This window comes from Paenibacillus sp. Y951, from assembly GCF_056786395.1.
Genome location: NZ_JBXCIY010000031.1, coordinates 1 through 23,677, shown reverse-complemented (window position 1 = coordinate 23,677; position 23,677 = coordinate 1). Strand labels below are relative to the sequence as shown.

General features: G+C 35.0%; 27 protein-coding genes. 25 read left to right on the top strand and 2 right to left on the bottom strand.

The features are described from left to right. The first annotated feature begins 688 nt into the window (after positions 1-688). The 14 genes from AC1TPB_RS23810 to AC1TPB_RS23745 all read left to right on the top strand — a co-directional run bounded on the left by AC1TPB_RS23810 (position 689) and on the right by AC1TPB_RS23745 (position 11,367). Positions 689-1,267: a hypothetical protein gene (locus AC1TPB_RS23810; RefSeq protein ID WP_482078758.1), complete on the top strand. Its 579-nt coding sequence runs from the start codon at positions 689-691 to the stop codon at positions 1,265-1,267. A 202-nt stretch (positions 1,268-1,469) separates the two neighbouring features. After that, positions 1,470-1,967: a hypothetical protein gene (locus AC1TPB_RS23805; protein ID WP_482078757.1), complete on the top strand. Its 498-nt coding sequence runs from the start codon at positions 1,470-1,472 to the stop codon at positions 1,965-1,967. Between the two features lie 143 nt (positions 1,968-2,110). Beyond that, complete coding sequence (locus tag AC1TPB_RS23800) at positions 2,111-2,623, top strand: GNAT family N-acetyltransferase (RefSeq protein WP_482078756.1); 513 nt, start codon at positions 2,111-2,113, stop codon at positions 2,621-2,623. A 198-nt stretch (positions 2,624-2,821) separates the two neighbouring features. Continuing rightward, positions 2,822-3,226, top strand: coding sequence for a group-specific protein (locus tag AC1TPB_RS23795; RefSeq protein ID WP_482078755.1), 405 nt, complete (start codon positions 2,822-2,824; stop codon positions 3,224-3,226). 203 nt (positions 3,227-3,429) lie between these two features. After that, positions 3,430-3,825 carry a hypothetical protein gene (locus tag AC1TPB_RS23790; protein ID WP_482078754.1) on the top strand — a complete coding sequence of 132 codons (396 nt, stop codon included), beginning with the start codon at positions 3,430-3,432 and terminating at the stop codon, positions 3,823-3,825. A 254-nt stretch (positions 3,826-4,079) separates the two neighbouring features. Continuing rightward, positions 4,080-4,505 carry a GNAT family N-acetyltransferase gene (locus tag AC1TPB_RS23785; protein ID WP_482078753.1) on the top strand — a complete coding sequence of 142 codons (426 nt, stop codon included), beginning with the start codon at positions 4,080-4,082 and terminating at the stop codon, positions 4,503-4,505. 221 nt (positions 4,506-4,726) lie between these two features. Next, positions 4,727-5,332, top strand: coding sequence for a zinc dependent phospholipase C family protein (locus tag AC1TPB_RS23780; protein WP_482078752.1), 606 nt, complete (start codon positions 4,727-4,729; stop codon positions 5,330-5,332). 262 nt (positions 5,333-5,594) lie between these two features. Beyond that, positions 5,595-6,359, top strand: coding sequence for a DUF7683 domain-containing protein (locus AC1TPB_RS23775; protein WP_482078751.1), 765 nt, complete (start codon positions 5,595-5,597; stop codon positions 6,357-6,359). Between the two features lie 277 nt (positions 6,360-6,636). After that, positions 6,637-7,074 (top strand): hypothetical protein, encoded by a 438-nt coding sequence (locus AC1TPB_RS23770; protein ID WP_482078750.1) that lies wholly within the window; start codon positions 6,637-6,639, stop codon positions 7,072-7,074. Positions 7,075-7,304: 230 nt separating this feature from the next. Beyond that, positions 7,305-8,003: an SDR family NAD(P)-dependent oxidoreductase gene (locus AC1TPB_RS23765; RefSeq protein WP_482078749.1), complete on the top strand. Its 699-nt coding sequence runs from the start codon at positions 7,305-7,307 to the stop codon at positions 8,001-8,003. Between the two features lie 186 nt (positions 8,004-8,189). Further along, positions 8,190-8,726 (top strand): histidine phosphatase family protein, encoded by a 537-nt coding sequence (locus AC1TPB_RS23760; protein ID WP_482078748.1) that lies wholly within the window; start codon positions 8,190-8,192, stop codon positions 8,724-8,726. Positions 8,727-9,024: 298 nt separating this feature from the next. Next, positions 9,025-9,510, top strand: a complete 486-nt coding sequence (locus AC1TPB_RS23755) for an NUDIX domain-containing protein (protein ID WP_482078747.1) — start codon at positions 9,025-9,027, stop codon at positions 9,508-9,510. Between the two features lie 404 nt (positions 9,511-9,914). After that, positions 9,915-10,697 carry a phosphotransferase enzyme family protein gene (locus AC1TPB_RS23750; protein ID WP_482078746.1) on the top strand — a complete coding sequence of 261 codons (783 nt, stop codon included), beginning with the start codon at positions 9,915-9,917 and terminating at the stop codon, positions 10,695-10,697. Between the two features lie 217 nt (positions 10,698-10,914). After that, positions 10,915-11,367, top strand: coding sequence for a histidine phosphatase family protein (locus AC1TPB_RS23745; RefSeq protein WP_482078761.1), 453 nt, complete (start codon positions 10,915-10,917; stop codon positions 11,365-11,367). A gap of 115 nt (positions 11,368-11,482) precedes the next feature. Here the strand turns inward: AC1TPB_RS23745 and AC1TPB_RS23740 are convergent, their stop codons facing one another. Together AC1TPB_RS23740 and AC1TPB_RS23735 are read right to left on the bottom strand one after the other, a co-directional pair. After that, complete coding sequence (locus AC1TPB_RS23740; protein ID WP_482078760.1) at positions 11,483-12,025, bottom strand: IS110 family RNA-guided transposase; 543 nt, start codon at positions 12,023-12,025, stop codon at positions 11,483-11,485. A gap of 175 nt (positions 12,026-12,200) precedes the next feature. Beyond that, positions 12,201-12,740 (bottom strand): IS110 family transposase, encoded by a 540-nt coding sequence (locus tag AC1TPB_RS23735; RefSeq protein WP_482078745.1) that lies wholly within the window; start codon positions 12,738-12,740, stop codon positions 12,201-12,203. A gap of 379 nt (positions 12,741-13,119) precedes the next feature. On the opposite strand from AC1TPB_RS23735, the gene AC1TPB_RS23730 reads away from it, so the two are divergent. The 11 genes from AC1TPB_RS23730 (at position 13,120) to AC1TPB_RS23680 (ending at position 23,410) form a co-directional block, all read left to right on the top strand. Further along, positions 13,120-13,569: a DUF4279 domain-containing protein gene (locus AC1TPB_RS23730; protein ID WP_482078744.1), complete on the top strand. Its 450-nt coding sequence runs from the start codon at positions 13,120-13,122 to the stop codon at positions 13,567-13,569. A gap of 1,106 nt (positions 13,570-14,675) precedes the next feature. Then, positions 14,676-15,152, top strand: a complete 477-nt coding sequence (locus AC1TPB_RS23725; RefSeq protein WP_482078759.1) for a DUF5412 family protein — start codon at positions 14,676-14,678, stop codon at positions 15,150-15,152. A gap of 832 nt (positions 15,153-15,984) precedes the next feature. Beyond that, positions 15,985-16,515, top strand: coding sequence for a P-loop nucleotide/nucleoside kinase family protein (locus tag AC1TPB_RS23720; RefSeq protein WP_482078743.1), 531 nt, complete (start codon positions 15,985-15,987; stop codon positions 16,513-16,515). After that, on the top strand, positions 16,512-16,730 hold the full coding sequence (locus tag AC1TPB_RS23715; RefSeq protein WP_482078742.1) for a hypothetical protein: 219 nt from the start codon (positions 16,512-16,514) through the stop codon (positions 16,728-16,730). Before AC1TPB_RS23720 ends, AC1TPB_RS23715 begins: the two co-directional genes overlap by 4 nt. Further along, positions 16,711-17,388: a class I SAM-dependent methyltransferase gene (locus tag AC1TPB_RS23710; RefSeq protein ID WP_482078741.1), complete on the top strand. Its 678-nt coding sequence runs from the start codon at positions 16,711-16,713 to the stop codon at positions 17,386-17,388. Before AC1TPB_RS23715 ends, AC1TPB_RS23710 begins: the two co-directional genes overlap by 20 nt. A gap of 187 nt (positions 17,389-17,575) precedes the next feature. Continuing rightward, positions 17,576-18,055 (top strand): GNAT family N-acetyltransferase, encoded by a 480-nt coding sequence (locus AC1TPB_RS23705; RefSeq protein ID WP_482078740.1) that lies wholly within the window; start codon positions 17,576-17,578, stop codon positions 18,053-18,055. Between the two features lie 176 nt (positions 18,056-18,231). Continuing rightward, positions 18,232-19,008: a class I SAM-dependent methyltransferase gene (locus tag AC1TPB_RS23700; protein WP_482078739.1), complete on the top strand. Its 777-nt coding sequence runs from the start codon at positions 18,232-18,234 to the stop codon at positions 19,006-19,008. 242 nt (positions 19,009-19,250) lie between these two features. Beyond that, positions 19,251-19,781: a dihydrofolate reductase family protein gene (locus AC1TPB_RS23695; RefSeq protein WP_482078738.1), complete on the top strand. Its 531-nt coding sequence runs from the start codon at positions 19,251-19,253 to the stop codon at positions 19,779-19,781. An 831-nt stretch (positions 19,782-20,612) separates the two neighbouring features. Beyond that, on the top strand, positions 20,613-21,650 hold the full coding sequence (locus AC1TPB_RS23690; protein ID WP_482078737.1) for a serine hydrolase domain-containing protein: 1,038 nt from the start codon (positions 20,613-20,615) through the stop codon (positions 21,648-21,650). A 170-nt stretch (positions 21,651-21,820) separates the two neighbouring features. Next, positions 21,821-22,618 carry a P-loop NTPase family protein gene (locus AC1TPB_RS23685; protein WP_482078736.1) on the top strand — a complete coding sequence of 266 codons (798 nt, stop codon included), beginning with the start codon at positions 21,821-21,823 and terminating at the stop codon, positions 22,616-22,618. A gap of 264 nt (positions 22,619-22,882) precedes the next feature. Then, positions 22,883-23,410: an HXXEE domain-containing protein gene (locus tag AC1TPB_RS23680; RefSeq protein ID WP_482078735.1), complete on the top strand. Its 528-nt coding sequence runs from the start codon at positions 22,883-22,885 to the stop codon at positions 23,408-23,410. Positions 23,411-23,677: the final 267 nt, after the last annotated feature.

The following is a 23,677-nucleotide window of genomic DNA, read 5'->3' as shown; positions in this document are numbered from 1 at the left end:
GAATCGAAGAGGCAATTGGCAGTAGCAGGGAAGCATATTCAGCTGGACACATCCCTCCACCTAACCGCGTCGCGGCCGCCCTTCGGGCTTAAGGTGGTGGGACGTCGTGAATACAATAACGTTATCTGAAAGAACCGTTTTGAAAAACAATTTTTAAGAATAAAGAAAGTTAGGAGCAATAATCTTGGTAGATGAATCTGACTGGAGAATCACTGATCAAAAAAATACTTATATAAAGAAAAATTAGTCTTTAGTAACTATAAAAATATATCTAAAACAGATCATGATCATTGTGCTTTTTGTTGGGATAAATTTATGGAGACAAAGTCAGAAGAGATTGATACACAAGTTGAAGGTTATTGTACTATGGATAAATATCATTGGATTTGTAAGAATTGCTTTAATGAATTTAAGGATCAATTCAAATGGAAATTAATAACTGAAGGATTTTGAGTACTTGATAGTATATACGAAGAAGTCGGTTCCATCAGATAACATAGTATTCACGCGGCGGCTACGCCTTGGTCACTGTGATGCTTTTGACAGAGTAGTTAATTCAGTGACAACTTCCTGCGGAAGTTCGTGAATACCTGACCGTTATCCGAAAGAACCGAAAAAAGGATAAGATCATCAAATAAAATACAACTGTAAAACAAGAGAGCTTTTGGAAAGAAGGTAAATAACTTTAATGGGCAAAGGGAGAATTATTAGCTTAATATGTATAATGATTTTTATCTTTTTAACTTCTGGTTGCATTAGTGACAATGAAAATACCGGAATGGTCAACTTAAGTACAAGTTCAGAATTTGAGAGAGATTTCGAATTAATGTCATCCGATAATCCAATTGATAAGGCATTTATTAAGGATTTTGAAACGGCAGCTTCTACACCAGAACTGAACTATTTAGCTAATGTATATCAAGAAGCATGGAAAATGGAATGGGATAACATTCTTATAGAATTAATGAAACATTATCAATTTCAAGAAGACAAGAATACAATAAAAGAATATAAACGAAGTTATGAGGAGTTTATTGAACAAGCGTCAATGCTTGAATGGATAGATTGGTCGGATACTTCTGTAAAGCCAGGTAAGGATCGCACATTGGGAACAGGGGCTATTAGTGCTTCATTAATGGAGGAAGCACTATTATATAAAAAACAGGTGCTTTATTTGATTGACAAGCACTTTTCTGGAAATAGTGATTATGGTGAATACACATATCTTTATAAAGGCAATGGTGCAGAGTTTGACAAAGCTAAATGAAATTTGAAATGAAAGACCTATTTTGAAAGTTGCTCAAAGAAGTCGGTTCCATCGGATAACACCGTATTCACGCAGCGGCTACGCCTTGGTCACTTTGATGCTTTTTGGCAGAAGTAGCTGATTCAGTGAAAACTTGCTGTGCAAGTTCGTGAATACCTGAACGTTAGCTGAAATCCTCAAAATGCTTAAGGAGTATAAAAAAATGAAGCCAATCGATCTAGAAACAAATCTACTATTTTATAAAATTATTAATAATACGATAACTACAAGAGATTATTTGAAGTGGTCTTATATATTAGTAGATGCTGATAATGAATCAAAATCTTTATATAAAATCTTATCTATGGATGATAATGAGAGTATTTTTCTTTTTGACGAATATGTAAATAAAGCATTAACTGAACTTGGCATAGGATTTCCAGTGTTTGAAGAATGTGCGAGAGCAAATATTTACTCTTTATGTAAAGAAATAATTAATAATAAACGAAACGAATTTGATATAGTTAAGGACATATTTAGAATTACTGTTGAATTAGATTATCCACATGATTTGTCAGTATGGCTAAACTTAGATGATGATATTGATCGAATTATTTATGATGATGAATACTATAAACCTAATGAAACAGAATTAAGGGGGCAAATAATAATAGAGGCAAAGAAATTTGTAGACAGTCAAGAAGCAGAGGACTTCAGCTAACACCGTATTCACGCGGCTGCTGCGCCTTGGTCACTAGGATGCTTTTGGCAGAGTAGCAGATTCATGTGACAACTTGCTGCGCAAGTTCGTGAATACCTGAACGTTAGCTGAAATACGAAGCTTAATGTTTTAGGGGGGAGTCAATGAAGGATATAAAAGAAAGTAGCATAATTGATGTGCAACGAGCTTCAAGAGATCAAAGCCAGTATATTTTAGATCTCTGGAAAGGATCGGCAATGTGGCTTAAATCAATAGGCATCAATCAATGGAATCCGGATCATTTTAAAATTGAACAAGTGTATGATTTATTTGATATAGGCTTTGAGGTCTTTATAGCAAGATTGAATGATGAATATGTAGGGACACTGTATATTTGTTGGTCAGATCCAGTACTCTGGGAAGAGCTTGATAATAATGAATCGGGGTATATACATAGATTTGCAGTCAGTAGAAATTACAAGGGGCTTGAAATAGGTAAACAATTAATTACTTGGGCTGAAAACTTTATAAGGAATAATGGAAAGAATAGAATAAGACTGGATTGCATGGCAGAGAACATGAGATTAAATCAATACTATAAGGACAATGGATATAGATATATCAGATTATTGAAATGGGATAATAGATGGAGGATTAATTTATATGAGAAGAATTGATCGTGGGTAATTCAGGTGTACTTCAGCTAACAAAGTATTCACGCAGCGGCTACGCCTTGGTCACTCTGATGCTTTTGACTGAGTAGTAGATTCAGTGACAACTTGCTGCGCAAGTTCGTGAATACAAGAACGATATAGGAAATCAGCGAAATCCGAATTTAACACCTTATTTTAAAACCTTCAAACAAGGAGAAAATAATGAAACACTTTTATATTGCATCAAGTCTAAAGAATAAAGAGAATGTGAAATTTGTCAGTAAGCGGTTGAAGCAAGAAGGTTTTATTCTTTCATATGATTGGACTCAGAATGATCAAATAACATGCATAGAACAATTAAGAGATATTGGAAAGAAGGAGATGGATGCTGTAAAGAACTCGAGTTTTATTGTGGTTTTATTGCCAGCTGGTAAAGGTAGTCATATTGAATTAGGAATTGCACTTGGGAACGGTATCAAAACATATTTGCATTCTGAAAATAATGAAATGAATGATCTTGAAAAGACAAGTACGTTTTATCATCTAGATGGAATATACAAATGTAAAGGATCACTAGAAGAACTAATAAAAGTCGTATTAAAAGATCAAAAAGTTGAAAAAGAATAAAAAAATGTGAGAGTAATTCAAAGAAGTCGCTGACATCCTATAACACCGTATTCAAGCGGCGGCTACGCCTTAGTCACTTTGATGTTATTGGCAGAAGTAGCAGATTCAGGGACAACTTCCTACGGAAGTTCGTGAATACAAGAACGTTATAGGAAATCTACGTAAAGTAACAATAGACCTATTCTAAAAAAGAGGTGTTATGAATGTCTACAGTTAAATCTCCTGGTGGATCCATCTTCCCGTATTACTATAAAGGTGGCGAAGTGCATTGCTTAAAATTCGGAAGTTACTCCAAGGATCATCCAAAATTAATTTCTATAATGAAAGAAGAAGTTGAATTCATCAAAAAAAACAAAAAGCAATTACGCATTTGGGTAGATTTTTATGAGACAAGAATTACTAAAGAGATTTTGATCGAATTTTTAAATAGTTTAAGTGCAATAGAAGATCATATTAATAAATTATCTGTTGTTGGGCTATCATTTAAATCAAAATGGCAACTCAATAGACTAATAAAGAATGTCCCAAATAATAAGTTAAAGGCAATAAAATATTACATTGACCCAGAAGAAGCAAAAACTTGGTTGATAAGTGAATAAAGATTATATGAGTTGTACATGAGGACGTAGAAATCCGATAACACAGTATTCACGTTGCGGGCAAGCGCCCTTGGTCACTTTGATGCTATTGACAGAGTAGCAGATTCAGTGACAACCTTGCATGCGCAATGTTCGTGAATACCTAAACATTATATGCAATATCTGCAAGATCATGTTAAGTGCGAAGTTACTCAAAGTCGTGTGTAGATTTCATATTCATACGATTAATCGAAGTGAAATTGGAGTGAATCAACTTGTCATTAATGATTTCCAATAATATAAGTGAAAAGAGCAAAGATTACGTAAGAAACAAGATGATTGAGTTCAATCTAAATCATTTTCCTGACGATTTAAAAGGCCGATATCAGGAATTAAAGTTGCATTTACTGAATCAGGATGGAGAGATATTCGGAGGTGTAGTTGGAGAGTTTTGTTGGAATTGGTTGGAGATTCAATATTTATTTGTTGATTCAGAACATCGAAAATTAGGATATGGAAAAGCACTCTTAAGGGAAGCAGAGAAAATTGCTAAAGAAAAGAAATGTGATTTTATAAAGCTAGATACATTAAGTTTTCAAGCATTAGACTTTTATTTGAAAGAAGGTTTTCAGATCTATGGAACAATTGAGAATGCCGGAAGTCACATCCATTATTATTTAAAGAAAGATATATTAAACTAACTTTTTAGGTTGCTCGATGGAGGCAGATACAGCATATAACACAGTATTCACGCAGCGGCTACGCCTTGGTCACTTTGAAGCAATTGGCAGAGTAGTAAATTCAGTGACAACTTGCTACGCAAGTTCGTGAATACAAGAACGGGTTATATGCAATCCCTGCAAGAGCGTATAGAACAAGGTTTCATTACTAAAGCATACAATACAATTGAGGTGATTTAATTATGGGATCCAGAATCATGCATTTGATAATCGGCAATAGAATTACTGAAAGATTAAATATCGAAGATCGAACTTCGTTTTTACTAGGTAGCATCGCTCCGGACGCTGTTCATACAAAGGATGAATCGCATTTCTTTAAAGGAGAACATCAAGATTATACAAGATACATTGACTATCATGGATTTCTAAATAAGTATAAATCGTATTCTGATAACTTATATGTGCTTGGATATTTTGCACATTTGATTGCTGATGATCTTTGGTTGAAGGGATTTTATATGCCCTGGTTAAGGAACTGTATGGAGGCAGATGCTGGAGTACATTCAATGTATCACAATGATTTCAGATTACTAAATGGCAAACTGTTAGAGCACTATGGTTGTACCGATGAAATGAGGAAAGCAATCTATAATTCTTCTAAAGTCATTGATCTGCAAGAGGTAAAGTCCAGTAATGTTGAAGAATTTGTTCCTCATGTTCTAGGAGATATGGAATATGAAGAACATGTAGTAGATGAACCACTCAATGTCTTTAGCTTTATTCAGATTAAAGGATATATTGAAACATCAGTGAATATAGGAATAATGAATTTACAACAAATAATTTGAAGATCGAAGAGCGAGATTTGTAGCGGATTCAGAGAAGGCAGGGACAGCATATAACAACGTGTTCCAGCTTCGCGGCAGTCGCCGCTCGGTCTGCTCGAGGGATCTCAAGGAAGAAAATCCAGGCAGACACATCGATTCCCCTAAGATAAGAGCTATCTAAGGGGAATCGACGTCAGGAACACAAGAACGTTATCGGAAATCAATGAAAAACACTCTTGAACTAACGATCAGTAGAGTCTGGTTCTACTAGAGGAGAGTTGAAATGAAATATCAATGGAGGATTACAAAATATAATCCAGCTTCTAGAAATGAGTTTGGACATTATTTACTAGATGAATGGACTTGCCCATCCGAAATCGGAAAATTAATAAACGGTGATTTATTTACATATGAAAAGTATCTCCTTGTTGAAGATGCATATGTTGAGACAATAATAGAGTTTTTAAAGGAAAGAAGGCAATATACTCTACGTGCTATTCAAGTTACTAATTGGTTAATTTCACAAGAAGATAAAGCTTCTGTGTTATATGAACAAGAATTTAGTAAGATCAATATTATGGAAGACATGATTTATAGCATAATCGAAATTCGCATAATTTGTAAGATGATATTAAGAAATTATGTAGGTTGTCAGCTGTTTTCAAAGGATCATTTTTTTGTGCATTTTGGTTGGGATTATTATATGTACATAGGTAGTAGTCATAATTCTTTAAATGCAATTAATTATGCTACAAGAAAAGGATTATTTGTTGAAGAATACATCTCACCATATTACTTTGAGGAAACCGATACAACAAGATTGATTGAATGGAATGAAATAGGTGCAGAGGTGTCAATTGTTATTGGAGAAGAGGAAATCGATGATGTATCATTAGAGGAATATCGACAAATATTTGGTTTATCAGAAGAACATCCGGTTTTTGGATATTTCGAAATAACGGAAGATCAAAAGGATTTCTTTCAATCAAAAATAAATCACAAGTTGGATTTCGCAAAGTATGAATATGGATTATGGGCCGGATATTAATAATGGAATTCAGTGCGTTAAAAGGAATCGATAGTCGATTCTTAGAAGACATTGACATCCGATAACACAGTATTCACGTTGCGGGCAAGCGCCCTTGGTCACTTTGATGCTATTGACAGAGTAGCAGATTCAGTGACAACCTTGCATGCGCAATGTTCGTGAATACCTGAACGTTATAAGAAATCAGCGCAAAAACAGAAAAATCAAAATCCATGCATCCTTTGTAGATTTATACTGATGGGCAGGTTAGTGAAATAAGAGATAGGGAGATGACAAAGTGAAAGGAAACAAAAAAATGATTATGTGGATAATAGTTCCGTTTATATTTGGATTAGTATCCAACACCTTTACGCTAATAATACCCCCGCTTTTGAGCCAATTTGTCTTTGCAGTCTTTTGGTTCGGGATAGGAATGACGTTTTTTAGATTAAGTGCCAACAAAGTGAAGAGTTTCTTTATAGGTAATAGTATATGGTTACTTTCATTTTTATTATATTTATGGCAATTTGTGATTTTAGATGATGAAAGCAGAAATATGTTTTTAGCACTTATTAGTCAATATTACATGCTACCATTTATTTGGTCAGGTACTAAATTGTCATTACTGTTTACGGATTTAATTCATGGTACGACCATAACTATTATTTCATATCTTTCTATGTTATTGGTGTTTACGGTTGGTTTTATAATAGGAAAGATAAAATCAGAATTGTGAAAGATGTGCTTAAACAAGCGAGAGCGATAGTGGAATAGAGTATGTATTTCTAAGAAGGCGCTGACATCTTATAACACAGTATTCACGCAGCGGCTACGCCTTGGTCACCGGTGATGCTTTTGACAGAGTAGCAGATTCAGTGACAACTTGCTGCGCAAGTTCGTGAATACACGAACGTTATCAGAAATCACACAAATACTATTATGAATAAATCAATCGGAGGCAGCATTATGAAATACTTTATTATCACAGGATCATCCCGAGGAATTGGTGAAGCTATAGTTCAAAAATTATTGTTGCCGAATCACCACTTAATTTGTATTTCAAGAAATATCAATACTGAATTAATTACATTAGCTGAAGCCAATAATTCCTCATTAGATTATTATGAATTTGATCTAAATAGCATTCATAAAATTGATGATTTGTTGGAAACGATTACACGAACATTGGATGAAGCTAGCATAGAGTCAATATATCTAATAAATAATGCAGGAGTTGTCCAGCCTGTAGAATTATTAGAACAGTGTGAGACTGATGAAATTAATCAACATATGAATATCAATTTAATTGCACCTATGATTTTAACATCAAGCTTTATTAAATATACAAGACATCTTGATCTAGATAAGCGTATTATGAATGTTTCCTCGGGTCTATCATTTAATTTAAAAGCAATGTTAAGTTGTTATTCGACTTCTAAGGCTGGTCTCGAAACATTTACTAAAGCAGTTGGGGTTGAACAAAAGGATGTAAAGATTATGGGAGTTAGGCCTGGGGCAGTAAATACTCAAATGTATGGGGAATCAATAAAAACGGATGAATGGGCTCATACAGTAAAGCTAGCAAAACCAAGCTATGCTGCGGATAGAATATTAACGTTCCTATTTGATCGATTTGAACATGGCAAAGTGGTTAAGGGCTGGTAAGTCGCTTAAACAAATATTAAAGGGCATGTGACATCTGATAACACAGTATTCACGCGGGGGCTACGCCTTGGTCAGCAGAAGGAATTCAAGATGCAATTGCTGTCTGACAACTTGCTACGCAAGTTCGTGAATACCTAAACGTTATCTGAAATATGACGAGAGAATATAAAATCAGGAGAAAAATGCATGAAAATAGGATTAGTCAGACATTTCAGGGTAGTGGATATTACGAAAAACCTTTGGATGACATCATCAGAATTCAATAGTTGGGTCGAATACTATGATCAATGTGATATTGAAAGTGCAGAATTTATAGGGGAAATAGATTGGGAGCATTGTTATTCAAGTGATCAATCTAGGGCATTAAAAACAGCTGAACTAATTTTTAATGATAAGATAACTACAACAAACTTATTACGAGAAATAAACATTAAAGCAGTTGTTAAAACTAAATTCAAATTACATCGTTCATTTTGGTTAATCTTTGGTAGAGTAGGTTGGTTGTTAAATCATTTCACACAGGAAAGTAAAAAAGACTGTTTATTAAGGGCAAAAAAAGTAATTGATGAAATCGAATTAAATAATAATAAGACCACACTAGTTGTTACTCACGGAGCATTTATGACAGTTTTAAGAAACGAACTGAAGAGAAGAGGCTATATAGGTAGAAAAATTTTAAAACCACTAAATGGTAAGGTTTACTTATTTGAAAGAGACTTTTGATAGTAACTCTGGAAGTGGCATACTTCATATAACACAGTATTTACGCAGCGGCTCCGCCTTGGTCACTTTGATGCTTTTGGCAGAAGTAGCAGGTTCAGTGACAACTTCCTGCGGAAGTTCGTGAATACAAGAACGTTATGAGAAATTCGGGCAAGGCTTATACAGACAAAACTGAAAACATTAATGTACTACACTATTAGTCACACCAGCCTATAATCCTATTCGTTTTAACTATTTCTATATATTTCCTTATTTAAGGTGTGTTATTAGGCAATAAATCATGAAAGGAACGATGGAAATGAATCCAATATCTTTACAAGCAGGCGGCGTATTGATTAAAGACCAAAATATATTATTAGCAAAGATTGAATATGGAGAAAACTTAGGGAAGTGGATGTTACCTGGAGGTTTCCTTGAGCATGGCGAATCGATTGAAGAGGCAGCGTGTCGAGAATTTTTAGAAGAAACAGGAATAGTTACAACAACAAACCGTATGGTTGGTATGCGGTCGGGAACTAGAGAAGTAGATGGACTCATTCAAACAACAATGTATGTTGTCTTTGAAATGGAATTTGAATCAGGGGAATTAAAGAAAGACGAAATTGAGATTAGTGATCTGAGATACTGGACAATTCAAGATATTGAAAAATCGAATGAGATCATAGAATTAAGTAAAGAGATCGCTTTAAGGACTTTTTATACTAGAAACGGATTATATAAGGGCAAAGAACTACAAGTAAACAATTCATATAAGAGCTATGAATATTATCTACCGAATAAATAAGAAATGGTGGGAATAATTCGAAGAAGGCCCGAACAACTCATAACACAGTATTCACGTGGCGGCTACGCCTTGGTCACTTTGATGGTTTTGACAGAGTAGTAGATTCATGTGACAACTTGCTACGCAAGTTCGTGAATACCTGAACGTTATAAGAAATCGGCCAAACACATAAAAAGAGGAGATCAATTCAAATATCAAATGCTAATTATGATGAAATCTCTAAGAAAGCTTTGAAAGAATATAACTTCAATGATTATGAGATCGAGTATATTGGTCAAAGCGGCAATGTCATATATCGTGTTAATGAAACGGATAGTGCCGAAAAATTCTCTCTTAGAATTCATGAATCACTATCCCAGGGATTTGAAGATATTTGGAGTACAAAGTAGTCTATTCATTCTGAAGTGACATGGTTAGATGCTCTTTCTAAAGCAAGTGATATAGTAGTTCCAAAACCAATATATAACCAAAATAACAATTTTATTACCGAAGTCAATCATTGTGACAAGGTTATGTATTGTACTTTATTATCTTGGGTTAATGGGGAACAAAAGTCATATGTTCCGACTGCTGAAGATGCAGGTAAAGTTGGGACGATGATTGGAAAGCTCCATCTTGAATCTAGTAAATGGATCGTTCCATATGGATTTTCACGACCGACTTTTGATGAACATAAACTTGATAAATCATTGGAACGAATTCAAATAGCCATTGAGAATGGGACTATAATTAAGAGTGGAGAAACACTTATTTTAGCAGGACAAAAAGCTAAGAAGATTATAATAAATCTTGAAAAAACTACTAATAATTGGGGAGTAATCCATGCTGATTTAATTCCTTCTAACTATATATTTCACAATGATATAGTTAGTCCTATTGATTTCGGTGCTTGTGGTTTCGGATTTTATTTATTCGATCTTGGGTGGACATTTTCATATATTCATCCTTTATTTAGAGAAAGTCTATTAAATTGTTATTCAAACATATTTCCATTGCCGTCAAACTATGAATCGTTACTTGAAACATTTTTTATTGCTGGTCAATTAGATACCTTAGGTTTTTGGTTAGGGATGCCTGATTCTAATGAATGGTTGGAAGGTCACATAAGTAGTCTAGTAAGTAGAGAATTTAGTAGCTATTTAAACAATGAGCCATTTCTATATACAGGTACACCCTATTGGGAATAGATTTTTGAGGTAACTCAATGGAGGTGCCGACATCCGATAACACAGCATTCCTACTGCGGGCATTCGCCCTTGATCGCCAAGAGGGATATCAGAGAAGTTAATTCAGGCGATACATTCAACTAGCTAAGTCTGACGACCTGTTCCCTTTGGTCACTTAAGCTACTTGAACGTCAGGAATGCCAAACGTTATGTGAAATCACAGTAAAAAGTTACTGAAATTCTTAAAGAAGAAGAAATAGATGTTATTATATCTAGTCCGTATAACCGAGCAATCCTGAGTATTGAGGGATTGGCACAATACTTAGGACTAGATATCAAAACATTTGAAGATCTCAGGGAAAGGCATTTTGCTGGAGAAATTATTGAAAATGCTGAGTTAATGTCAGTTATTAGAGAGGGATTTAATGATCTTGATTATTCTTTACCGGGTGGGGAGTCTAATTTTGATTGCCAGAATAGATCGATATCAGTGATAAAAAACATATTAAAAGAACACTCTGGGAAAAAAATAGCTATTGGAACACATGGACTTGTAATGACTTTGATGATGAATTATTTTGATTCAAGTTATGGTTTGGATTTTTTTAATCAATTAAAAAAACCAGATATTTATAAATTGTGTTTTGAAAAGTTAGAATTAAAAGAAGTAAAAAGACTGTGGAATGAATAGAGCTATTGTGAGATTAATCGAAGAGGACTGTGACATCACATAAACCAGCTAATCAAAGTCAACACTATCATGAAAATTATTTTATTAGGTACTAGAAAGACATACTTAAACAAACCTACCTAGTAGAGCAGGTTTTATTGGAAGTTAATTTCCAATTTTGGGATTGACCACATTTAAAAGCTTGTTCGGACTTCCACATTCCAAAAATAATGCGTAAAAGCTTATGTGAAGTAGCAACAATTGCGACTTTTGCCGGTTTGCCTTCTGTCCGTTTTTGCTGATAGAATTGGAAGAGAATCGAATTTCTAGGGCCATGAATTTGCTTGGAAATGGCGGAAACGGTAGCCTGATAAAGAGCAGTTCTAAGGTAAGAAGAGCCCCGTTTAGATATTCGATTTTTCTTGGATTTGAAGGTTCCTGATTCGTGAACAGCTGAGTCTAGCCCTGCAAAAGCTGTAAGTTGCTTAACGGTTGGGAACCTTTTTACACCTCCAATTTCAGCGATGAGCATGGCAGCTGTTAACGAACCCACTCCTGGAATTGTGCGGAGTAGGTGATAGGTTTCGATAGATTCAGCCATCGATTGCATGGTTTCCAAGAGATCCTTCATACAGTCCTGATAGGTTTTAAGCAGTTGAATATAGTGCATGAGAACAATCTTCTGGGCCTGAATGGCATGGAGGTCAGGAATACTCTGGTTAGCAATAGCAAGTAGTTGTTGCAGTTTAGATTCATTCCAAGCCCGACCTCTGCGATTGGAGAGGAATCACTCAATGATCTCCTCATGATCTGCCTCTAAGAGCTCTTTGGGAGTTGGATAGCGAGATAATAGTTCAGAGAAGTACGGTTACAGACTTTGTAAAACGCCTTGTCATACCCTGGAAAGATATAAGATCAAGAACGGCACGAAAATTTAGCTGAGTCTCGCCGTAGAGGCCTGTCCAATGCTGGTATTGTCGACAAATGACACGAAGCTGTTGAACAGAATCGCTTAGCTCAACTTGAAGCACAGGAGATTGCAGATAGAAGACATGAGCAATACGTATGGCATCGATCGGGTCGGTCTTGACCTTCCGTACCGCCTTTTGTTTCAGCTGATGAGTAAGTAATGGATTCAGAACAATAACAGAATAGCCATGTGAAGAAAAGAAAGATACAAGAGGTTTGGAATAATTGCCGGTAGCTTCTAACACAACGTTGGGCTCATGGCCTGTGGCCTCCTTCATCTGTTGCAAGATGGATAGGAGCTGAATGAGATCGTCATGGGTATGAGAGAATGGAAAAGGTTTGTACATACAGTCATGGTAAGAAAGAAAAGCAGCAGCAACACTCTTACCTTTAGCAACATCGATACTTAGCACAGGTGTATTCATGTAACCTCCTTAATTTCACTGGGGCCAGCACTTTTGATCTCCACAGGTTGGCACGGTGATATGGGCTCAAAGGCCCAACCAGTTGACGGGGTATGAACAAAAGTCGAGGGCGTAAAACACTTTATGTGACGGGATCTATGTCCCAACAAAGCATGCGTTTTTCAGCCCAGTGTTTCCTCCATTATAAAGAAAAAGTTCATCCCCGAGCCAGTCGGGTATGAACTGAGAATACCAACACAGTATTCACGCGGCGGCTACGCCTTGGTCACTTTGAGGCTTTTGGCAGAAGTAGTAGATTCAATGACAACTTCCTGCGGAAGTTCGTGAATACAAGAACGTTATAAGAAATCCCCGCTAATAATATCACGAGGTGAATTGTTTGGAAAATACAAATGCTAAAGTTTATTTAAGTATTTATGGTGAGAGTTTTCCGATAAAGGACCTTTCCGATGTTTTGGAATTAGAACCTACGGAATCACATAAAAAGGGTGATGAAATCATAGTAAAACCAAGTCCTCATTACCGTTATGTAGGAAAAAAAATCAGGAAAGAAACGTCTTGGGAATTAGGAACAGATTATGAAGAAACATATGAATTGGAAGAACAAATAAATAAAATTTTAATAAAATTAAAAAATAAAGAAGAGATAATCACTAACTTTTGTAAGGAATATAACTTAAATTGTTTATTTATGATTGTGATAAAAATGAATAATGGTGTAACTCCTGCAGTTGGGATAAGCCATGAATTTATAAAAATGGCAAATCAGTTAGGAGCAGAAATTCATTTTGATCTCTATGCAAATCCATATAAATCTGATTTTGAATAATATTAATATTTTAGTTTTACAGAGAAGGCGGGGACATCTTATAACACAGTATTCAAGCGGCGGCTCCGCCTTGGTCACTTTGAGGCTTTTGACAGGGAGTAATTTCAATGACAACTTGCTACGCAAGTTCGTGAATACCTGAACGTTATACGCCATTGTAATCCGAACAGTTCTGTTCAGCGTTTACGTTCACAACGTCCTTGTTGTTTGAAGCAGAAGCAATTACAATCATACTAATTACTTAAATTTCCTCACCTTAGTTAGACTCTGAATGCAAAGGGTCACTTTGCAACCTCACGCATATAATCAAAAACATTTGAAAAGCATTTCACAACAAAAACCTGAATAGAGACAATGATTCTTGAACCACTTGAACCACTTGAACCACTTGAACCACTTGAACCACTTGAACCAAGAATAAGACACATCGTTTAAAGAAAATTAAAACACATGATTAAACTCTTTAAAAGACATTTTACAAGATTAGCATTAAAGACAATAAACACATTAGTTGAAGGCCGACGTCCTGTCTTCATTCGAGGAGTTCGGATTACAACAGCGTATAACACAGTATTCAAGCGGCGGCTCCGCCTTGGTCACTGGTGATGTTTTTGACAGCGTAGTCGATTAATGTGACAACTTGCTGCGCAAGTTCGTGAATACAAGAACGTTACAAGCCATTGTAATCCGAAGGTTTTTGATAGCGTGTGCATTCACAACGTCCTTGTTGTTCGAAGAAAACCGATTAACAATAAAATTCATTACACAAAAGATTTTCCTCACCATAGTTAGACTCTGAATGAAAAGGGTTAGTTTGCTACCTCACATCATGATCAAAAAAAATTGGAAAAGCACTTTACAACAAACACCCTGATAAAGACAATGATGTTGCAAGTGTTGCAACACTTGGTTAAACCTTCATTAAAGAATGGCTATGTTAAATTTCATTGTTGATCATTAACTCAGTATCTTCCAAATATTCGCAACCTTATCTAGCTTGTTTCAGTAACTTAAAATGTAAGGAATATGAAAACTACATCGACGGAGGAGTTATTATTAATTATTTATACTTATTAGGTTTCTTCATTCTTGTTCTCATTACTGTTGTGATATTTACTATTTTTTGTTTCGTACTATTTGTTTTCTTTATCAAAAAGAAGCCATTTCCCAAAAAACTGTTAATTGCATCTCTGATAGGAATTGGTATGATTTCTACACAAGTGATATACAATACATACTTTTTTACATTCGAGAACCTTGAAGGTGAATTTTATAAAGGACCTGTGAACTCCCCAACAGACAAATACACTGCTAATGCTTACTATAAGACTTATGGAGGTGCCGCTGGCGGAGTTAATTTATGGGTAGAAATAACTTATCATGATGATAATAAAACAAAGACTGTTTATCATAGTGAGGCGAACAGTAACTTTTCTATGGAATGGAAAAATGAGAATACTCTATACATTGTAAATAAAGAAGCAGGGTACCCAAGCTCAAACAGAAGTGTTAAATTGAACGTTGAAAAAGAGATTCATTTCGATGGTGGATTAGTTTGGAGGATAATCAACAATCAACATTAACAGAACCTAAAGAATAAGACATTTGTTTAAGTTCATAAGAACGAAACCATCATAAATGGCGGGATAAAACATTAGATTTATGAACATAAAAAGGATTGTTGAAGGTCGATGTCCTATCTTCATTCGAGGAAGTCGGATTACAACAGCGTATAACACAGTATTCACGCGGCGGCTCCGCATTGGTCACTTGATGCTTTTGACAGAGTAGTAGATTCAGTGATAACTTCCTGCGGAAGTTCGTGAATACAAGCCCGTTATCCGAAACATCTGGAATGGTCAAAATAGAATAAACATGAATAACTGAAGCAAAAGAAATCATTTGATATAATAGATAATAGATAATAGATAATAGATAATAGAACAACACCTCTAAGAACCCTCAACCTAAACCATCATGAATTACTTTACTCACGATCATCAATAGATGCACCAGTTGGCGATCCAACTCCTAAAATAGTTATAGAAAAGAAAAAACATATCAAAACACAATTAAAACCACAGTTAAAGAATAAGACCGATTAATCAATATATAATTATGGGCAATAAGATATTGAAGATATTTTAAGTAAGCGTGGCAACATTCAGTTAAGAATCATAAAGCTAAAGCATAGAAATTTTTAGAAAAGAAGCATTAAACACTTGGTAAGAAAGATGAATCGATGAAGTCAGATGCATCGGATAACACAGTATTTACGCGGCGGCTACGCCTTGGTCACTTTGATGCTTTTGGCAGAATAGTATATTCAGTGACGAACTTGCTACGCAAGTTCGTGAATACAAGAACGTTATCCGAAAGACTCGGAAATACTATTATGAAGTTAGAGGTGTATGTATGTTTTTTTTACAAATGTCAGGATTCCCAGGTTCAGGAAAGTCGACATTAGCAAGACGGATTAACCAAACAACTGGAGCTGTCATTGTTGATCATGACATTTCCAAAACAGCAATCATAAAATCGCTATTATCACAAGAATACACGATGGAAGGTAAAGTAATAGGACAAATGGCCTATGATATAGATTGGTCGTTGGTGGATTATTACTTATCGAATGGACACAGTGTGATCATGGATAGTCCTTGTTTATACAGTAATTTATTAGAAACCGGAATTGAATTAGCGAAAAAACACAAAAAGAAGTATAAGTATGTGGAATGTTATATCGAAGACATTGAATTAATTCGAAATCGATTAAAAAATCGAGAAAAACTTCTGAGTCAAATCGAAGCACCGTCATCAGAAGAAGGATTTTATAGAACCATAAAAAACAGTAAAAAACCAGAAGAAGAGAAGTATATAGTGGTAGATTCATCGAAACCACTCGAAGAATATTTGCCAAAAGTCCTAGAATACATAAACGAATGAAAACTGAAAGAAGAATCAAGAAGGCAAGTCAATCGGATAACACAGTATTCAAGCAGCGGCTGCGCCTTGGTCACTTTGATGTCTTATGCAGAAGTAGCAGATTCAGTGACAACTTGCTACGCAAGTTCTTTAATACAAGAACGTTAGAGGAAATGGCTGCAAGATCTATTAAAACAAACTTAATGGAGGCTAATCATGGGGATGGATTGGTATGACATGATCGCTAAACGAAATGGCGGATATAAGAATAATGCAATATCGACAACAATTGGAGTTTCAAGTGAGCAAGTATTTGAAGAAAATTTAATCACAATGTTATCTGATTATAGTTCAGTTTTAGATGCTGGTTGTGGACACGGTGAATTCACATTAAAGATGTCGAAGTATGCTCATTCAATAATTGGTTTTGATAATTCGATTGAACTCATTACAATTGCAAATGAATTGCTATCAGAATCTAAAGTTTCTAATGTAAACTTCATTCATACGACAACCAAGACAGAACTTCCTTTTCAGGACAATCAATTTGATTTGATATATAACCGAAGAGGCCCTACATCCATTATTGAACACAGTAAAGTGCTTCGTTCGGGTGGAATAATATATGGAATACATGTAAGTGTTGATAAAGTCATTCAAAAATTAGATCTTAATGGATTTGTTGATATAGAAATTCATGAATACAATAGTGCAGTAACTTATTATCCGAATGAAGAAGAATTCGCTAAATTTCTAACTTGTATCCCAGGAAATCCGAATTATACTCTGCCGGAAAATAAGAATCAATTAATGCAAAAAGTGAATGAAAACATGATAGATAATAGAATTGGTATAAGAGAACAAAAATACATATGGAAGGCTGTTAAAGCCTAATTTGTAAGTATATCAAGGAAGGCAGACACATCATATAACACAGTATTCACGCGGCGGCTGCGCCTTGGTCACTGTTGATGCTTTTGACAGAGTAGTAGATTCATGTGACAACTTCCTACGGAAGTTCGTGAATACACGAACGTTATCTGAAATAACATATAAATAATGCATAAAGGTGGGTAATAATATGAATTATGAATTAATAAGAGCTTCAGAAGATTATAAAAATATTATACAAAATTTATTTCAATTCTATATTTATGACTTTTCTGAATTTATAAGATGTGATGTAGAAGAAGATGGATTGTATGGAACCTACCAATACTTAGAAGACTATTGGAGAGAAGTAAATCATCGTTTTCCATATGTCATTAAACAGGATGGGAATTATGTGGGCTTTGTATTAGTAAGATTTATCGAATCAAAAGAGCGTAATTATTTTTCAATTGCTGAATTTTTTATAATGAAGAAATTTAGAAAAGAAGGAATTGGAAAAGCAGTAGCTAATCAAATTTTCAATTTACACAAAGGACAATGGGAAGTCTATCAACTAGAGAGCAATAAACCGGCTCAAATATTTTGGAATAAAACTATTGATGAATACACCCTAGGTAATTTTAAAGAGCGCGTTGAAAACAACAGAAAAATTCAAGACTTTGTTAGTTAATCATAGAAGTCATGTTACTTCAGATAACACAGTATTCACGCTTCGGCTACGGCTTGGTCACTTTGATGATTTTGGCAGAAGTAGCAAATTCATGTGACAACTTCCTACGGAAGTTCGTGAATACAAGAACGTTATAGGAAATAACCATAAAAGTAATTATTATTGGAGGCGATTCGGTGGAGAATAAAGAAACTTTCAATGTCATTGCAAATGAATATGAGAGGTTTAGACCAACCTATCCAAATGAAATGTTTGAAGATATTTTTAATTATTCAAATCTTCAAAAAGAGCACAAAATTCTAGAAATTGGATGTGGAACGGGTCAAGCGACTAGTGGTCTTGTTAATAATGAATTTACAAACATTACATGTATTGAATTAGGAGATAATCTTGCTCAGATTACCTCCGAAAAATATAAAGACTACAACTCAATTAGAGTCATTAATTTATCTTTTGAAAACTGGGACGGCGAAGGCTCTCCATTTAATTTAGCAATATCGGGAACCGCATTTCATTTTATCGAGCCAAAGTTTGGATATCGAAGGGTATCGGAACTACTTGATAACTTAGGGAGTATTGGATTTTTCTGGACTGTGCATGTGGCAATGTTCGATTATATTAATAATGAAATTCGATTACATTATCAAGAACTTGCTCCACATTTAGATGATTCAAAGTATTGCTCACCTGAAGAGACAGTTAATGAAAGACGAATAATAACTGAACAAACTGGAGTTTTTACGAATATTAAGGTCAAGGAATATAGTAGTATTCTTACTTATTCAAGTCACGATTTTGTAGCTTTATTGAATACAAATTCCAGACACAGGCAGTTACCTGAAACTGTTAGGCTATCTTTACTTGAAAAGATAAAGAATTCTATCGATAAAGCAGGAGGATATATTCATAAAGAACATAGGGTTGCTCTATTTTTAGCTAAGAAAAAATATTGAGATTAATCAGGATGACGGTTACATCCTATAACACAGTATTCACGCGGCGGCTCCGCCTTGGTCACTGGAGGATTTTGGAAGAGTAGTAGATTCATGTGACAACTTGCTGCGCAAGTTCGTGAATACAAGAACGTTATCCGCAATTACTGCTTTATTTTCGAGTGATATTCTCAATGATGAATGAAGTATATCTAGAGCATATGAACTTTAATGATTTTCAGACCTAAGGGGGAGTTTATGGAATGAGACGTTTAAGATATCAGGTTGCAAGTAGTCTGGATGGTTATATTGCAGGACCGAAAGGGGAGTTTGATTGGATTCCATCAGAATCTTCATTTGATTTTGATGCGCTTCATGCCCAGTTCGACACAATCCTTATGGGACGTCGGACATACGAAATCATGCATGATATAGGCGAAAGCTTTCCAGGAAAACAAGTTATCGTAGCCTCTCAATTACTTCGGCAAGAAGATCACCCTGACGTTGAAGTTGTAAGCGAGGGGCTTGAAATACGAATACGTGAGCTTCTTACACAACCTGGTCGAGATATCTGGCTCTTTGGGGGAGGAAATCTTTTCTGTCAACTTCTTGATTGGAACCTAGTAGATACGTTTGAACCAGCTCTAATTCCAATACTTTTGGGAGGTGGAGTTCCATTACTTGCTCCTCATGGGGTACGTCGGAGCTTAGTATATATTGGGCAATGCGCCTATCCTAGCGGAATGGTGCACATGGAGTACGAGGTGCAAAAGTCGGAGATCGGGAATAGTTAAGTAGTGTAAATTATTTCAAGGAAGTAAAGATAATATAGAAAAACGAAATATTCGATACTTGTATATAATTTGGATAGATTATGAAGGTGATTCGAAGAGGGCAGTAACAGCGCATAACACAGTATTCACGCGACGGCTTCGCCTTGGTCACTTTGGTGCTTTTGGCAGAAGTAGCAGATTCAGTGACAACTTGCTGCGCAAGTTCGTGAATACAAGAACGTTATATGCAATTGGGCATTTAATAATATGAAACCCTTTTAAAATCGAATGCTCAAAATATCTTTTATGATTATTCATTTTTGTTTTAGTTTAATTCAGTACTTAAATCTATTGACGAGAAGTTATTATACACAATAGGTATAATTTTTATTTGTATTTCAGCGTTTTTATATGGAATATGGTATTTATCTGCAGCTATCTATGGATCAGGAATCAGTTCTTGGAGCAAAGACTTGTTTAAATCGATGCTCGAATATGTTGGTCCAGGTCCTGTGATCTTAAGTTGTATATCTCTAATTACAGGATTAGTGATTTTATTATATTCAAAGTCAAAGAATCGTATAAAGATTGAATCAAAATTAATTAAAGAAAATTGGAATAGAGATGTAAACTGATTATAGAAAGATCAAAATTAAATAACATAAAACTTGATAAAGATTTAAAGAAATTTAAAGATATATCAAGGATGGCCTCAACAGCATATAACACAGTATTCACGCGGCGGCTCCGCCTTGGTCAGCAGAGGGAATTCAGGATGTGATCGCTGTCTGACAACCTTGCATGCGCAAGTTCATGAATACAAGAACGTTATCAGAAATCAAATGAAAAGAGTTGATAAAGATCGTTTCAACAGCTCAAGAAATTGATCAATATATGAAATCACACTTAACTTGGGAAACATATTTCTCTGGATATTTTAGTGGGGCTGTGCTTGTGGCACAAAAGGGGAAAGAAATTCTGACCAAAGGGTATGGATACTCTAATTTAGAACACAATGTTCCCAATTATTCGAAAACAAAATTTAGAATTGGATCAATGACGAAACAGTTTACCGCTGTGGCAATACTACATCTTTTTGTAATGAATAATCTAAATATTCATGATGGGATCAATAAGTATTTTTCCAATTATCCCAATGGGCAGTCAATCACAGTTCATCACCTTTTAACCCATACCTCAGGAATTTCAAATCTAAATTATTTCTATTCAATGAGGTTGCACATTACAACCGAGAAGTTAGTTGAAAGAATAAAAGACCTGCCAATATTGTCTAGCCCAGGTGAACAATATTCATATAGTAATGCTGGTTATATATTATTGGCGTACATACTTGAGAAGATTTCCGGGATGAGTTACGAGGATTATTTAAGAATCTATCTCTTAGAACCACTTTCAATGGATTCAACTGGATGTGATAATTTTAGAAATATAATTAAAGACAGAGCTTCTGGCTATAGTTTATGGGAAGAAGTAAATAACACAGAATTTATTGATATGTCTACCGCACATGGAGCAGGGAACTTATATTCTACAGTAGAGGATCTCTTTTTATGGGATCGAGCTATATCTGAGAATAAGTATTTGTTCTCTGAAGAATTCACGAGATTATTATTTACCCCATATGTGAAGGGCTATGGATATGGTTGGTTTATCACAGATAATGATTATTCAAATCTATTAAAAAATAAGCTAAGAGTTCACCATTCCGGCGGGATAAATGGTTTTAGTGCTGAATACAGCCGAATCATTCCAGACGATATAACAATTATCTTACTAAGTAATTTTGATTCAACTCCAATTTATACAATAACAAAACGAATCATTGAAATCGTTCTTGATGGTAATACAAAGGGGTCATTTGACATCTGATAACACCGTATTCACGCAGCGTCTGCGCCTTGGTCAGTAGAGGATATTCGAGGAAGATATAGCTGTCTGACAACTTGCTGCGCAAGTTCGTGAATACCTGAACGTTAACTGAAAGTCAGCAAGTGCAAAACAAAAAACAAGAGCGATGTGTGTGAGGGGATGGTGAGAGTATGTTAAATACCAGGTTAATTCTATTTGAAGGAATCCCTGGTTCGGGGAAAACGACAACATCAAAATTATTACAAGAATACATACTATCTATCGGAATTGATGCAACTGTTTTTGTTGAGGGATCTATACACCCCATTGATCTTCCATTTCATTCCTACTTGTTAAGAAATGAGTTTGAAAATGTGCTCAATACTTATCATCATCAAGAAGGATGGCTTAAAAGAAACTCAATCATTGAAGATGAATATGTACTAATTCCATATAAGATACCTGAACCAAAACCAATTAATGCAGAGTTGGTTGACTTCCTGTATACCAAGGAATTCTGTTATTCAAGTAAACCAGTAGTGTCATTCGATAAATTTAAAGAGGTCTTTGTTAGACGGTTCAAGCGTTTTGCAGATTCAACGGTAAAAAATAATGACATTGTTATCTTTGAAAGTGTGCTGTTTCAACACCAGATTCATGACATCAATAGATTATATCCGCATATAAAAGATTCTGAAATCATTGCATACATGGCTGAGCTCGCTGAAATTCTTCATCCATTAAATCCAGTTTTATTCTATTTATTTCAAGTTAGCATCAGAGAGGCATTAGAACATACAGCACAAATACGTTCAAAGCCTAACTGGTCGACAGCAGAGTCAATTGACTACTATACAAATCGAAAGTCACTAGAACTAGATATTATTAAATCTCTTCCAATAGAATCGACTATAATTGATAATTCAGCACGAGATTGGAACATAATGTTTGAATCAATTATAAGATCATTGAATCTAAAGATTGATTGAAGCATATTACGGTCTATAGTAATTAAGAAAAAAGAGACTGTAAGTAATTCGAGGAAGTGCTGACCTTCAGTTAACACAATATTCGCGCTACGGGTCATGCGGCCTTGATCTGCCAGGAGTATTTTCGAAGATGAGATTCAGGCAGATACATCCATTCCCCTAAGATAAGAGCTATCTAAGGGGAATGGACGTCGCGAATACAAGAACGTTAGGTGAAATGCGACAAGAAATTATTCAAGATCTTAACCGAGAGGTGGCTAGTCGATGTATTTTGCACAAGATATATCTATACAATCACTTATATGGTTATTCATAGTAATCTTTGTACTTCATGATTTAGAAGAGATAATATGGGTTGAATCGTGGATTAAGAAAAACAGAAAACAAGTGGTTAATAAGGTTCCTACTAGAATAAAGAAACAACTAGACAAGATGCTTAATATCACAAGTGGTCAATTTGCGGTTGCTGTTTTACTTGAATTTATAATATTTATTCCTATTACGTTTATTGCGGTAGAGCACGGAAAATTCTTTATGTTCATTTCAATTAATTCATTATTTCTATTGCATGTACTAACACATGTAGGTCAGTCATTATATTTAAGGATGTATACACCAGGAGTAGTTAGTGCTGTGATCCTTGTTCTCCCTTATACGTTATATTTGTTTGCGAGACTAATAAGGGAAGAATTAGTAACATTAGGGTCGATTTTATTAAGTATACCAGTTGGATTTTTGATAATACCAATTGTATTGTTGGGTCATGAACTAGGAAAGAGAGTAGTTAAGTGAAAGAATTTTGAAAGTATATCGAAGAAGAGTCGCACATCAGATAACATAAGATTCACGCAGCGGCTCCGCCTTGGTCAGCAGAGGAAATTCTGGATGAATCTCTGTCTGACAACTTCCTGCGGTAGTTCGTGAATCAAGATCCGTTATAGGAAAGAGCCGCGAAATCGTACCTAATTTAATTGAAAGTTGTGATAATAATTGAATGAAAAAATTGAACATAAATTATATACCATGGTAATGGTAAAGAAAGATGAAAAAGTCTTATTA